This window comes from Streptomyces sp. NPDC053750 (genome assembly GCF_044544295.1).
Classification (GTDB): domain Bacteria; phylum Actinomycetota; class Actinomycetes; order Streptomycetales; family Streptomycetaceae; genus Streptomyces.
Genome location: NZ_JBITXB010000017.1, coordinates 129567 through 142624 on the forward strand (window position 1 = coordinate 129567; position 13058 = coordinate 142624).

At 68.5% G+C, this 13058-nt stretch carries 13 protein-coding genes and 2 pseudogenes; 7 read left to right on the top strand and 8 right to left on the bottom strand.

The window, feature by feature from the left end; all coding sequences use genetic code 11:
* Positions 1–3 precede the first annotated feature (3 nt).
* Complete coding sequence (locus ACIGO6_RS33935) at positions 4–444, bottom strand: ALF repeat-containing protein (protein ID WP_399883089.1); 441 nt, start codon at positions 442–444, stop codon at positions 4–6.
* 384 nt (positions 445–828) lie between these two features.
* On the opposite strand from ACIGO6_RS33935, the gene ACIGO6_RS33940 reads away from it, so the two are divergent.
* Positions 829–1599, top strand: a complete 771-nt coding sequence (locus tag ACIGO6_RS33940) for a hypothetical protein (RefSeq protein WP_399883091.1) — start codon at positions 829–831, stop codon at positions 1597–1599.
* A 735-nt stretch (positions 1600–2334) separates the two neighbouring features.
* On the opposite strand, the gene ACIGO6_RS33945 is transcribed toward ACIGO6_RS33940, so the two are convergent.
* Positions 2335–3090: a class I SAM-dependent methyltransferase gene (locus ACIGO6_RS33945; protein WP_399883094.1), complete on the bottom strand. Its 756-nt coding sequence runs from the start codon at positions 3088–3090 to the stop codon at positions 2335–2337.
* Positions 3091–3578: 488 nt separating this feature from the next.
* The gene (locus ACIGO6_RS33950; RefSeq protein ID WP_399883096.1) at positions 3579–4499 is read right to left on the bottom strand and encodes an EamA family transporter; all 921 of its coding nucleotides are present in this window, start codon (positions 4497–4499) and stop codon (positions 3579–3581) included.
* A 36-nt stretch (positions 4500–4535) separates the two neighbouring features.
* Here ACIGO6_RS33950 and ACIGO6_RS33955 point away from each other — a divergent pair, with 36 nt between their 5' ends.
* From ACIGO6_RS33955 to ACIGO6_RS33970, 4 genes are all read left to right on the top strand, one after another.
* Positions 4536–5468 (top strand): LysR family transcriptional regulator, encoded by a 933-nt coding sequence (locus tag ACIGO6_RS33955; protein ID WP_399883098.1) that lies wholly within the window; start codon positions 4536–4538, stop codon positions 5466–5468.
* Between the two features lie 720 nt (positions 5469–6188).
* Positions 6189–8840, top strand: coding sequence for a class III lanthionine synthetase LanKC (gene lanKC, locus ACIGO6_RS33960; RefSeq protein WP_399883100.1), 2652 nt, complete (start codon positions 6189–6191; stop codon positions 8838–8840).
* A gap of 22 nt (positions 8841–8862) precedes the next feature.
* Complete coding sequence (locus ACIGO6_RS33965) at positions 8863–8973, top strand: SapB/AmfS family lanthipeptide (protein ID WP_399883102.1); 111 nt, start codon at positions 8863–8865, stop codon at positions 8971–8973.
* Between the two features lie 184 nt (positions 8974–9157).
* A complete protein-coding gene (locus ACIGO6_RS33970) occupies positions 9158–9712 on the top strand; it encodes a hypothetical protein (protein ID WP_399883104.1) in 555 nt (184 codons plus the stop codon).
* Here ACIGO6_RS33970 and ACIGO6_RS33975 read toward each other — a convergent pair.
* From ACIGO6_RS33975 to ACIGO6_RS33985, 3 genes are all read right to left on the bottom strand, one after another.
* The gene (locus ACIGO6_RS33975; protein ID WP_385975734.1) at positions 9678–10226 is read right to left on the bottom strand and encodes a transposase; all 549 of its coding nucleotides are present in this window, start codon (positions 10224–10226) and stop codon (positions 9678–9680) included. The genes ACIGO6_RS33970 and ACIGO6_RS33975 overlap by 35 nt on opposite strands.
* On the bottom strand, positions 10223–10762 hold the full coding sequence (locus ACIGO6_RS33980) for a winged helix-turn-helix domain-containing protein (RefSeq protein ID WP_399883106.1): 540 nt from the start codon (positions 10760–10762) through the stop codon (positions 10223–10225). Before ACIGO6_RS33980 ends, ACIGO6_RS33975 begins: the two co-directional genes overlap by 4 nt.
* A gap of 140 nt (positions 10763–10902) precedes the next feature.
* Entirely contained in the window at positions 10903–11685 is a 783-nt protein-coding gene (locus ACIGO6_RS33985; protein ID WP_399883108.1) for a TSUP family transporter, read from the bottom strand.
* Between the two features lie 158 nt (positions 11686–11843).
* On the opposite strand from ACIGO6_RS33985, the pseudogene ACIGO6_RS33990 reads away from it, so the two are divergent.
* Together ACIGO6_RS33990 and ACIGO6_RS33995 are read left to right on the top strand one after the other, a co-directional pair.
* Positions 11844–12008, top strand: a pseudogene (locus ACIGO6_RS33990) (ATP-dependent DNA ligase); the annotation flags it as partial.
* A gap of 43 nt (positions 12009–12051) precedes the next feature.
* Positions 12052–12231 (top strand): hypothetical protein, encoded by a 180-nt coding sequence (locus ACIGO6_RS33995; RefSeq protein WP_399883165.1) that lies wholly within the window; start codon positions 12052–12054, stop codon positions 12229–12231.
* Here the strand turns inward: ACIGO6_RS33995 and ACIGO6_RS34000 are convergent.
* Both ACIGO6_RS34000 and ACIGO6_RS34005 read right to left on the bottom strand, forming a co-directional pair.
* Positions 12191–12421 (bottom strand): annotated as a pseudogene (locus tag ACIGO6_RS34000) (transposase); the annotation flags it as partial. The gene ACIGO6_RS33995 and the pseudogene ACIGO6_RS34000 overlap by 41 nt on opposite strands.
* Positions 12422–12607: 186 nt before the next feature.
* Positions 12608–13051 carry a PaaI family thioesterase gene (locus tag ACIGO6_RS34005; protein WP_399883110.1) on the bottom strand — a complete coding sequence of 148 codons (444 nt, stop codon included), beginning with the start codon at positions 13049–13051 and terminating at the stop codon, positions 12608–12610.
* Between the last annotated feature and the right edge of the window lie 7 nt (positions 13052–13058).

The following is a 13058-nucleotide window of genomic DNA, read 5'->3' on the forward strand; positions in this document are numbered from 1 at the left end:
CGGTCAGGCGACCTGGTACCTGCCGACTTCCAGGAAGTGGCGCAGTGCTTCGGGTGTGTTGTCGTCCAGGGCTGCGTTGGCTGCCGCGCGCAGGGCCGGGCTGATGGACGGGTCGGTGAGGATGCGGGCGATGGCTACGCGGTCGTCCTCGGCCTGGGCGATGCGGTAGCCGGTCTCCAGCCAGGCGCGCATCGCCTCGGGGTCGTTGGCGTCCAGGAGGGCGTTGGCTTCTCGTGTCACACGCCGGCCGCTGTCCGGGTCGGCGAGGATCCGGACTATGGCCACCCTCAGGTCGTCGGCGTCCGGCTCGTCCGCGGACGAGGACACCGCGGGCACCGTCACCGCGGTCGGTGCCGCCGTGGCGGCGAAGGACGGGGTGGCGAGCAGGAGGGCCGGGGCGAGGATGCCCGCGGCGAGGCCGGGCGCTACGCGATGCAGTCGCAAGGGGAATGCTCCTCTTCGTTCGCGAGGGAGGTGAGTTGAGGACACTCAGGCGTCCACTTCGGTGATGCTGCCACCTGGGTCTGACAGTGGCAGTCGCCCCGCTGCGGTCGCAGGGCACCGTCGCCGCGGACGTGGCCGGTGTTTCACGGCGGCGCGCCTTCGAGAAGGGGCTGGCATTATCGAGCAGTAGTGGGATCTGGCACAGATCTTGGGGAGCCGTCACGACGAGTCATCGATGCGGCATCTTCCTCGCCCTGGACGACGTGCTCGGCCTGGATTGGCCCTGTATGCGGTCCGGGAGGAGACGGTGGGGGACACCTGGGGCACGCTAGGCTGCGGTTCTTCGGTGGATGGGGGCATGGCATGTGGCAGCGGGGGATATGGGTGGTTGTACTCGGCGCGGCCCTGGTGGTCCTCGCCGGCTGCGGTTCCAAGACCGCCGAGACCGATGCGGAGGCGACGGATGTGGCCACGGCCGCCGCCTGGACGCTCGCCGCTCCGATTCGCATCGACGGCGTCCGTACCGCCGACGGCGGCCGGTCTCTGGTGGTCGATGCCGAAGTGCCCGACGGGGCACGCGACTGCGTGCGCAGCCTGCGCGGTGAGCTCGACACCGTCGAGCACGGCACGGTATACGTCAAGGTCACGTACGAGACCCGTTCCCTGGACCAGGACTCCGGCTGCGCCGGCACGCGGCGGGTCAAAGCGACGGTGAAGTTGGGCGAGCCCCTGGGCTTCCGCAGGGTCATGGTGAACAGCATGGACGTGTATACCCCCGTCGGTGCCACGCCACCCGCCCTGCGGGAGTGCGGTGAGAACGGCTGCGATCCCACGCCGCCGCGTTGCACCTCGTCCTCGTACCGACAGGCGGTCAACGGCACGGACATCCCCAAGCACACGAGTTGGGAGGAACGCGGCTGCGACGACACGTGGCTGGTGCTGGACCTGTCGACCCGGATGGGGCCGGCGTGCGGTGACGCCGGCGACGGATGCTCCTCCTCTGGTGTCTCCCAGCGCTGGTTCTACCAGGCCGAGTCCTCAGGCTGGCGGCCGGTCGCCACGAACGGCGATGCGGGGTGCGGCGGGATCCACAAAGTCCTGCCGGAATTGCCCGAGCACCTCTGTGCGTCGCTGCCGCCTCTCGACCGCAGTTGATCCCCCGCGCCTGCGGCTGCTTGGTGAGCAGGATCAGATCATTTTGCGAAGTAGTTCGAATCCGGCCCGCCCGTAGACTGCATTCTGATCCTTTTCGTCCGACGACTCTCGGTTCGAACGACCAGTGACCCGCCATGACGGCTCCCCAGGGTCTGTGCCAGAACCCGAATCGGGTTCTGGCACAGACCCTGGGGAGCCGTCGCGGAGCGTTACCTCGATGTTCGATTGCGAGGGGCTGGCTCGGGCGAGACGGCGTACGCCTTGGTGTCTGACAACCGGAAATGACGCCCCCTCAGGTGCATTCCGTTCGCTGCTCTGGTCGGTTTTGGACGGTGATGGTGCTGGTCATGCAGATCGACGCGCTGTTCTGACCCGGTGAACCTATGCGGTCACAGCGCTAGTAGGACTCCGCTAGGTCTGTCTCGATCTTGATGTGGTGTGCGGTCTGCGTCAACAAGGCCCTGACCTGGCTTGGCCGCAGACACGCACGACAACCGCTTCGGCGCGGCCGTCGAAGCTGGATCCGTTCACGCTGCTGATCGACGAGATCCTGCTCATTGATCTGGAAGCGACCAGGAAACAGCGCCACACCGTCACCCCGGATCTACCGCCGTCTGACCGACGAGGACTCCTCGTCCGAGGCGTTGCGTTGACCACTTGAACCCGCACCGATGAGAGAGCGCAAGCCTCCTGCGAGCAACCGCGCGGTCCGGCCAGGGACTGAGAGTCCGGTGTTTATACCTTGCTCGCGACCACCATGTAGTTCTCGGCCTCAAGATCGAACGTGCTCAGTTCCGGCTGGAGTCCGACCCGGTGCAGCTCGACTTCGAGTTCCTCGTACCGGTAGGGCCAGCAGGACAGCAGTTCCGAGCGGACAAGAACCAACCCGGTCGCATCAACTTGCGCGATCGCAATCTCGATGTGGTGCTCCTTCTCCCAATGCGGCGCAATCTCCCAGCGGTAGACCACGACGGCATCGCGACCGTTCCGGCGGACGAGACGGTCACTGATCTCGAGCCGGGAACCTCTGGCCCTCACGAGTTCCCAAGTGCGGGATGTGAGTACCAAGCGCCCGCCGGGGCGCAGAAGCCGTGACATCGACTCCAGAGCAGCACCCCTGCCTGTCGCGCCCGTGGCATGGTGAAGCGAGTTGCCAACGCAGAACACCATGTCGAACGTGTTGTCCTGGAAATGGTCGGGCAACTCTTCCCAGTTCGCCCGTACGGCCCGGACGGATGCCCCGAACTCCTCGGACAACTCTGCAGTCCGACGAACCATCGCCTCGCTGGCGTCAGTTGCGACAACCTGCATGCCACGACCGGCGAGGCCAACCGCCAACTGTCCGGTTCCGCAGGAACAGTCGAGGACTTGAGCGTTCGACGGCAGGAGATTGAGGACGTCGTCGAACGACGCAGCGAACTCGGCTGGAGGCAACTTTGCATCCGAGATGAGCCATTCGTACACCTCGGCAAGCACGTCATAACTTGTCACAACCACTACCTCTGTCACGCGGCAGACTCACGGTAGGAAGTCAGTCCATCAGCGGAGCAAGCCGGGCACCAATGGTTTTCGCAAGGATGGCTCAGACGGTGTTTGTCAGTTGTCCGTGTGAGTGCATGTCACCGGCTGGTTAACCCGTGCGCGATACCGTCGGGAACACCGGCCAACGCGCGAGTTCCCGTTTCCGCGGGACCGAGATTCTGCGAACCTGCGCGCTTCCGTGTTCGACCTCCTGCACGTGGAGGGCACCGACCTCGCCGCCTGGCCGTACGTCCGGCGCCGGAGCGCCTAGAGGCCCTGTTCGCGGACGCTGCCCTGACCGCGCCGTTCACGCTGTGCCCGTCGACCACCGACCCGGCCACCGCGCGGGAATGGCTCACCTGGACATCGGCCGGCCTAGAGGGCCTGTGCTTCAAGAGACTGGCGGAGCCGTACCGCTCCGGCGCCAGGGCGTGGGGCAAGTACAAAAACGTGCTTGATCACTTAATAGGGGCTGCCGACGTGCGTACAGCTCCGGCGCTGGCTGCCACGACCAGAATGATGGCGAGCACCTGCAGGGGCGCCAGCCGCTGGCCGAGGGCTAGGTAGCCGGCCAGGGCGGCGACGGCGGGAGTCAGGCTCATCAGTACAGCGAACACCGCGGGGGTGAGGCGGCGCAGGGACGTCATCTCTGCTGTGTAGGGCAGGACGGAGGACAGCAGAGCGACTGCCGCTCCCAGGCCCAGGGCGGCCGGATCGAGCATGGCGTGTCCGGCGTCGGCGATGCCTAGGGGGAGGCTGAGCATGGCGCCGGCGGTCATGGCCAGGGCCAGGCCGTCGATTTTGGGGAAACGGTCGCCGGTGCGGGCGGACAGCAGGATGTAGGCCGCCCAGAAGGTGGCCGCGCCCAGAGCGAAGGCGACCCCGGAGACATTGAGGCTGTGGAATCCGCTGCGTCCCAGCAGCCCTACACCGGTCAGGGCGAGCAGCGCCCACAGCCAGCTGCTGGCTCGTCGGGCGCTGACCACGGAGAGTACGAGCGGGCCCAGGACCTCCAGGGTCACCGCGGCTCCCAGTGGGATACGGGCGATGGCCTGGTAGAAGAGGAGGTTCATCCCGGCCAGGGCGACACCGAAACCGATGACGACTGTCCAGTCCGAGCGCCCGTACCCGCGCATGCTCGGTCGGCACACCACCAGCAGCACCAGTGCGGACACCGTCAGCCGCAGGGACACCACCCCGGTGGCGCCGAGCTGGGGAAACAGCGATGTCGCTGCCGCGGCACCGAACTGCTGGGAGAAGATCCCGGCCAGCACCAGGCCAACCCCGGCCGCTCCGGCACTCTGTCGGGCGGGCGAACCGGCGGCCTTGCTGGCCGAGGCGGTGGAGACGGGTGCCGAGGTGGCGGGAGAGTCAGTCATACAGACGACGCTACGAACCGCTGACGCACCTGTGAAATGCCCGTTCATCAGCGGTTATGCTTCCCTGATATGAGCATGGAGCTGCGGCATCTGCGATGCTTCCTCACCATCGCTGAGGCGGGGAGTATCACCCGGGCTGCTTCCCGTCTGCACACCAGCCAACCCGCTCTCTCACGGACTCTGCGTCAGCTGGAGGAGCATCTGGGAGTGCGGCTGATCGATCGCTCCACCCACCACCTGTACCTGACTTCTGCTGGTGAAGCCTTTCGCGTACGTGCCACCGCGGCTCTGGCCGCCGTGGATGCAGCCCTCGACCCTGGTCAGCTGGGCACCTGGCCCCTGCGATTGGGCCACGCATGGTCCGCCCTGGGCAAGCACACCACTGCCCTTCTGCGTCGCTGGCAGCGCGCCCAGCCAGGCATTCCTCTGGAACTTCTGCGCATCGACGACCGCACCGCCGGGCTGGCGGAAGGCAGGGTCGACGCCGCCCTGCTCCGCGGCCCCATCAACCTCGCGGGCACCCGAAGCCTGCTCCAAGCCCGCGAACCGCGGATCGCCGCAGTCCCCACCAGCAGCCCTCTGGCCGACCACGTCACCGTGAGCCTGGCAGACCTGTCGGAGCAGACGCTCGCCCTGAACACCGTCTCCGGAACGACGAGCCTCGACCTGTGGCCCGCCGGCAGCAGACCCTCCGACACTCTGGCGGTCGCCAACACCGACGACTGGCTGGCCGCGATCGCGGCCGGTCGGGCCGTTGGTGTCACTTCAGCCGCCACAGCCGGCGTCCATCCCCATCCGGGCGTCGCCTACCTCTCTCTCATCGACGCCCCGTCCGTTCCTCTTCTCCTCGTTCACAGCGAGCCACCCAGCCACCCGGCCGTGCCGCAGCTCGCCGACATGATCCGAGATCTTGTCCGCGAGCACGGGCACGCGCCCGGTACGGCCGAGTTCGGGTACGGCGACGAATAGCGCAGGCTCGGGATACTGCCTCTTCGCCAGGGAGGCCCGCGCCAGTGCGGAGGCGGTCGTCGCCTCGGTGACGGGCCGGGTGGCCGCGCCTGTGACGCTGCTGCTGGGCCGCTACGACGAGGCGGGCCGCCTGCGGTTCATCGCGCGGACGTCACCCCTGTCAGAGACGGCACGGCGTGAGGTCGGCAGCTTGCTGTACTCGGGCGGCGCGGGCCATCCCTGGCAGCACCGTCGCTTCACCGCCGGCTGGGGAACGCGCGAGACGATCGACCACCGTCCCGTCATGCCCGACGTGGTGATCGTGTTCGCCGGGACAGGGCGGTGGATGAGGGCCGCGGACGAGGGCCGCTATCGGTACCCCGGCGACGGCAAACACCAGGCCGCGGCCGCTGCGCGGCAGGCCAGGCCACGTCCGAGCGCCAGGAGCAGGCCCGGACCGTGCCGGAGCAGAAGGCCGCTGGCTGGTTCTCACATCGGCGTACCCGACCCGGGCGAGCCTCCCGCCGACGGCGTGGGGCGGCTGGCGCCGCGCATGGGTCGGCCGAGCCAGTATGGAGCGGGTCCCGGGCCGTGTCGTTCTCGCGCCAGCGGGCCGGACGGGTGGTTTGTCTCGGCCGAAGCCCTGGTGGCGTGCGCCACTGGGTAGACCTGCCCTGCTAGAGCGACCGTCCATCTCGGCGTCCGTGGGGTCGGATTGCTGTTGCTGTGCAGGGAGTTTCGGTGGAGAAGGGCTATGAGGCTTTCCTCCTGGGTGACCCGTACTTCTACGATCGCCCAGGTGGTCCTTTTGCGGTAGACGTGTCTTACGCGGCGGCCGAGCGGCCATTGCCGCAGGGGTGGGACACCACGGCGTTCGGGGACTGGCTTGCCTTTCACCCACCGGCGTCGGTAGGGCGGTGCAGGCCGCTTCAGGGCTGGAAGATTCATGTCTCGGCAACCTTGCACAACGCCGAGAAGGCCGCTTCGACGGTGTGGACGTACTGCACAGAACGGGCTATCGCCTTCAAGTTCGTGCCCAGGCCGCATCTTTGGCGCCTTCGTAATGGCAAGTACGCCGCCAGGGACGGGAGTGGGAAGTTCGCCACGCTCTACCCGGCCGACGAACCGCAGCTCCACACCGTCTTGACGGAGCTGGGGAGCCTGCTCGAGGGCGAGCCGGGCCCCTACATCCTCACCGACCTGCGGTGGGGCGACGGTCCCCTCTACGTCCGATACGGTGCCTTCGCCCCCCGGTACTGCCTCGATGAACGCGGTGTCCGGGTGCCGGCCGTCGAGAACCCCGAAGGAACGCTCGTACCGGACCGGCGTGCGCCTTCCTTCCAGCTGCCTGCCTGGGTGGAACTGCCGACGTTCCTTCAACCCGCACTCGCCGCCCGCAACGCTGTCACCACCGCCGGCGTGCCCTACAGGGTCGACCAGGCGCTGCACTACTCCAACGGCGGTGGTGTCTACACAGCCACCGACACCCGCACCGGCGACAAGGTCGTCTTGAAAGAGGCCCGCCCGCATGCCGGGCTCGCTGCTGACGGCGCCGATGCCGTTGCCCGCCTTGAACGGGAGAGGAACGCTCTGCAACGTCTGACCGGCCTCGGCGTGGCGCCCGGCTTCAGGGACTGGCTGGTCGTGGGGGACCACCGGTTTCTGGTGATGGACTTCCTGCCCGGCACTCCCCTCAACGAGTGCCTGTCCCGCCGCTATCCGCTCTACGGCCAGGCGCCCGCCCCGGCGGACGTGGCCGGCTACACGGCATGGGCCATGGACATCCACCAGCGGGTCGAGCGGGCCGTCCAGGCGGTGCACAGCCGTGGACTGGTCTTCCACGACCTGCACCTGTTCAACATCATGGTCGCCGACGACAAGAGCGTACGGCTCCTCGACTTCGAAGCCGCGGGCGAGGCCGCACGCCCCGGGCGCCAGACCGTGGCCAGCCCCGCCTTCGCCGCGCCCCCCGACAGACGGGGCACCGCCGTGGACCACTACGCCCTGGCCTGTCTGCGCCTGGCCTTGTTCATGCCCATGACGTCCCTGCTGGCCATCGACCGGACCAAAGCCGTCGGCCTGGCCAGGGCGATCACCGAAGTCTTCCCCGTCCCGCAGGAGTGGCTTGCCGAGGCGGTGGCCGAGATTGCCCGGCCCGCCGTCAAAGCCTCCGCAGCGGGACTCCTTCCGGCCCAGCCCGTACAGCACGACCCCGGCACGACGGTCTCGCCGGCCGACTGGCCTTTGAGCCGTCACTCCATGATCCAGGCCCTTCTCGCCAGCGCCACCCCCCAACGCAGAGACCGTCTCTTCCCTGGGGACATCGCGCAATTCAGTGACGGCGGAGCGCTGAGTCTGGCCTACGGCGCCGCAGGAGTCCTCTACGTCCTCAACGAAGTCGGCGCCCCTCGCCACGAGGCAGGCGAGCAATGGCTACTGGAGCACACAGCAGCGCCGCAGCCGGCAACCCGCCTCGGCCTCTACGACGGCCTGTCCGGCGTCGCCTATGTGCTGGACCGTCTCGGCTACCAGGACCGCGCCCTGGAGCTGATTGACCACCTCCTTCACGCACCATGGGAACAGCTCGGCACCGACCTGCACGGTGGCCTGCCCGGCATCGTTCTCGTCCTCTGCCACTTCGCCCGGAACACCGGTAACAGCACGCTGGAGCGTCTTGCCCTGAAGGGCGTCGACATCCTCGCCGACCGCCTGCCCCAGCACGAACCCCCACATCATCGGCGTACCGGTCTGATGCGCGGCCTCACAGGCACTGCCCTGGCCGCCTTGCACGTGCATGAACACACCGGCGACACATCCCTGCTCGACCTCGCCCGCCGTGCGCTTGCCTTCGACCTGGACCGCTGCGTGAGCACCGACCACGGCCTCCACGTCGACGAAGGCCGACGCACCATGCCCTACCTCGGCGACGGCAGCGCCGGCATCGGCATGGTCATCGACGACTACCTCGTACACCGCGAGGACGACGACCTCCTCCAGTCACGCACGGGCATCCTGACCGCAGCGCGCAGCACCTACTACGCCCAGCCCGGCCTGTGCCAGGGCAGAGCCGGACTCCTCCACTACCTGGCCCGGACACCCGGCAACGAACGCCTCCAGGCCGACATCACCGCCCACGCGCACCGCATGCACTGGTACGCCCTCTCCTACCAAGGCCACCTGGCCTTCCCCGGGCACCAGATGATGCGCCTGTCGATGGACCTGGCCACCGGCACCGCCGGCGTCCTCCTCGCCCTCGACTCCGCCCTGGGCAACAGGCTCTCCACCCTCCCCTTCCTCCCCCCGCCCCCCGCCCACGGCAGCGCCCCGGGAAACACGACCGGAACGCAGGCCACCAACCACCTCCTGTACTCGCCGGCCACCAACCGGCGATAACCCGAAAAGAAGGGAACCCATCATGATCCTGCTCGACCTGCAGACCCTGAACCCGGAGCAGACCCCAGAGGCGCAGGACGCCTCTCTCGAACCCGACAGCGGCCTCAGCCTCCTGCTCTGCCTTGACGAATAGGCAACGGGCACGCCCAGTTCCCCGTTATTGAGTGCCCCGCGGGGCCGCCGGCAGCACCGCTCCACCCAGGCGCCGGCACAGCGGTGCTGTCGGCGGGCCACTCCGTTCACGCCGTGTGCGGAGCCGTGGGAGCGCAGCCCTATGCAGAAGCACGAACAAACGCCGGCTGGCGCCTGCAAAGTCCATGCACGTCCGGCTGCCGACGTCCAGCCGCTCCGGCCGGGCGCCGAGCAGGCCGGCTGGGACACAACCGTCCAGACGAACCGCATCGACGACCTCGCCCGCGCCCACACCACCGAGGGAACACGAAGCCGTCGCAGCGGCCCAGCGAAACCTCACCGCTGGCACCCCCCACCACGACGACCACGCGACCGCCCACGCCGCTATCGGACACCTGCATCAACTGGCCGTCTGTCTCGTCACCCTCTACAAGGCACAGCGCACTCTTCACGAAGGCATCTGGGACATCGCCGCTGCACGCCGCGACCAGCACGACCGGGCGAAAGGACCCTGGAACGGCTACGACGAACAGCGGGTCACCGCCGACCTCACCCCCGTCCTCACCGCCGGCGACGCCCGCATCGCCCACCTGCGCCAGCGTCATCTCGACGCCACCCACGAAGCCCTGACCGACCTGATCCCGCAGCTCACCGATGGCTCTGTACGCGAGAACGGACAGCACTTCGACACCGGTTCGGAAGCCATTACTGACGTTGTTGCTGTGATGTCGTCAGGGTGAGGCCGGTTTCGGCGAGGCATCCGTTGATGAGGTTGCTGCGGTACTGGATCTTGCGGAGACCATGCCGGAGTGTGCTGATGAGGTGGTCGGGGTCGGTGAATGCGGTGTTGGCCTGGCTGCTGCGTCGCAGTAGTGACCAGATGCCCTCGACGGGGTTGAGGTCGGGTGCGTAGGCCGGCAGGAAGTAGCAGGTGATCCAGTCGTGGGTGTCGATGAACTCCCGCAGCCGGCGGTCTCTGTGGACGTTCAGGTTGTCCCACACGAGCACGATCGGGGCTCCGAGCTGCCGATGGGCGGCGATGAGCAGGTCGCGGTAGTCGGTCCAGGTGAAACTGCGTCTGCCACCTCGCTTGTGGTCGACATGCTGTTTGGGCCGGTAGATCAGCCGTGCGCGTTCGCCCTGCCTGTAGCAGGCCAGGGCGGCGACGGAGAAGCGACGCTGGGAGCGTCCCCGGACCCGGATGACGGGTGTGTGTCCGCGCCGGGACCAGGTCCGTGCGGTGGGCGGCGTCATCGAGAAGCCGGCTTCGTCCTCGAAGCACAGCCAGGCGTCGAGCGCCGCCACGGACCTTCCACCTGCGGCCCAGTCTCCTTCACCCAGCCGGTGACGGCTTCCTCGTCGCGCTCGGTCGCCCGGCGGGCCGGGAGCTGGTGGCTGAAGCCGTGCCGGTGCAGCATCTGTGCAATCGCCGACAGCGTCATGCTCTTGTGGAACCGGCGCCCGATCAGCGTTCTGATCCGCGCCAGCGTCCACGTCTGGTCCGGCCAGCCATGCGCCACCGGGCCCTTGGCCAGCTCCTGCTCCAGCACGGCGAACAGCTTCTCGCTCAGCTTGGGCAGCGATACCAGCCCTGCCGAGCGAAGACCCGCCGTGCCCGCGTCCTGCCAGGCCCGGCGCCACCGCTGAACCGAGCGCACACTCACCCGTAAGTCCCTGGCGACCTCCGCGCTGGAGGCGCCGGCGCCGAACCGTTCGGCGGCCTCCATCCGGATCCGCTCACGAAACGCCTGCCGTTCAGGCGTCAGCCCACCACCCTGCGGATACCTCATACAACCGGCATACCGCGACGATCACACCACGTCAGCTACGACATCACGCCAACAAAGTCAGTAGAAGGTTGGCGTCGAGCCGGAATGTTCACGAGTTTCGACAGCGCCCAGGTGCCCTGGAACGGCTGGCCACTGCACGGTCAGCGAAGGGTCTGGACTGCGTAGAGCGCGCCGATAGCGGTGGCGAGGGTGCCGAGCAGGAGCCGGAGAGCCGTCTCAGGCAGGTGCGGCTGAAGGCGTGCGCCGAGGTAGCCGCCGAGGAGGCCGCCGGCGCCGCAGGAAAGGCCCAGCAGCCAGTTGGGGGCGACGTCGCCAGTGGTGACGACGGAAAGCAGCGCGTAGGTGGCCGCGCCGACGATGGAAGTCACGAAGGTGGAGGCCAGGGCGGCGGGTGCGACGGTGGCGACCGGTGCGCCGCGGCCGACGAGGATCGGGCCGAGCAGCGAGCCGCCTCCGATTCCGTAGATGCCGCCGGCCACGCCGACAGCCAGGGCCAGCGACGTCGTTGCGCGGGGCGAAGGCTGGCGGCAAGTGTGGGGTGGGGCCGGGCGTACGGTCCGCAGCCACAGCCACAGCCCGAGCGGCAGGAGCATCACCGCTATGAGGAGGCGGAAGATTCGCGGGCCGGGAACGGCGTAGACACGGATCACGGCGCCGATGACGACGCCAGGAACGGTGCCCGCGATCAAGAGCCGGGTCAGCGGTCCGCCGAGCTGTCCGGCCCGCCAGTAGCGCAGGAGGGCACCGGGGCCGGCCACGACGTTGTAGAGCAGGTTCGTGGGTGTTACGGCCGGGCTGGGCACGCCCAGCACACTGACCTGGACGGGCAGCAGGAAGACCGCTCCGGAGACGCCCACGGGCGCGGTGATGACGGATATCAGGAGCCCGGCGGCGAACCCGAGCAACCCCCTCGACCACTCCACGACGTCCCCCTCGGCACTCTCCAACCGGCACCCGAAACAGGCTCCGGATCAGGTGCCTTCCGTTCTCGTGAACATCGACCCCGCCCCGATCCAACCGCCTCCTGAGGCGGTGAACAACTGCCGTCCAAACTCGCGAACAAAACCACGGCTACCGTGCCCGGCTCGCCCGCTACACCGGCAGGCGGGTGCTGCTGCGCTCGAGGCAGGGCGCGGACATGACGGCCGCGTTCCCGGAGATCGTGGGCGCCGCCCTCGCGCAGCTTCCCGACGACACCGGTCTGGACGGGGAATTGGTGGTGTGGGAGGGCGACCGGCTGGCCGTCGAGCGGCTGCAACCCGCTCGCCGGGCTCTCCCTCACCACCCCCGTGCGACTCGCCGAACCTCTGCCCAGCGACCGGCTGCGCGGCCTGCTCGACCGGATCGACAGCGCGATGGGGCGTCTGGCCGTCGGCCTGGTCGCCTTCCACGCCATCAAGGTCACCGAAGTCGCCCGGCTGCCCCTAACCGTGCGCCGAGTTCGTCCAGGAGCAGGCGGTGGAGCTTGACCCACACCCGGGCCCGGCTCCACTCGGTGAACCGCCGGTGTGCGGTTGGCCCGGATGGGCCGAAGGCAGGCGGTAGTTGCCGCCAGGTACACCCCGTCGTGGCCACGAACAGGATCGCCGCCAGCACCTCGCGATCGCCGTAGCGCCGTCGGCCACCGCGCTGCGGACGCACCGGCGCAGCTGGGACCACCCGCTGGAATAGTCCGTCCGGCCTCTCCGTCGTACGGGCCCTGCCCCCCCAGCCACAGCCGCCAGTCGGTCCAGCCACTCACCGCTGATGCCCTGCCCGGCAGCAGTTCTGGTTCTGGTCCGGTGAGAAACCGGCGGTGTCAGCGACGACCAGCGGCTCCGCTGCTCGGTCATCCGCCGGGCGCGCCTAGAGGATCATGCAGGTGGTGGTGGCGTGGGCGATGAGTTTGCCCTGGTCGTCGAGAACTTTGCCTTCGGCGGTGGCGGTGCGGCGGCCGGCGTGGATGACGGTGCCTTCGGCGGTGAGGGTCTGGCCGTCGGTGCGGGCGGCGCGGATGTAGTTGACCTTGAGTTCGAGGGTGGTGTACGCGGTGCCGGCGGGGAGGGTGGTGTGGACGGCGCAGCCCATGGCGGAGTCGAGGAGGGTGGCGGCGATGCCGCCGTGGACGGTGCCGAGGGGGTTGGCGAAGTCGGGGCGGGTGTCGAGGGAGATGACGATGCGGCCGTGGTCGACCTCGTCGAAGCGCATGCCGAGCAGGCGGCCGATGGAGGGGACGTCGGTGGGGCGTTCGGTCTGTACCCAGCGCATCAGTTCCAGGCCGGTCATGGCGGCGAGGTCGGTGGTCGTCATGGTCGTT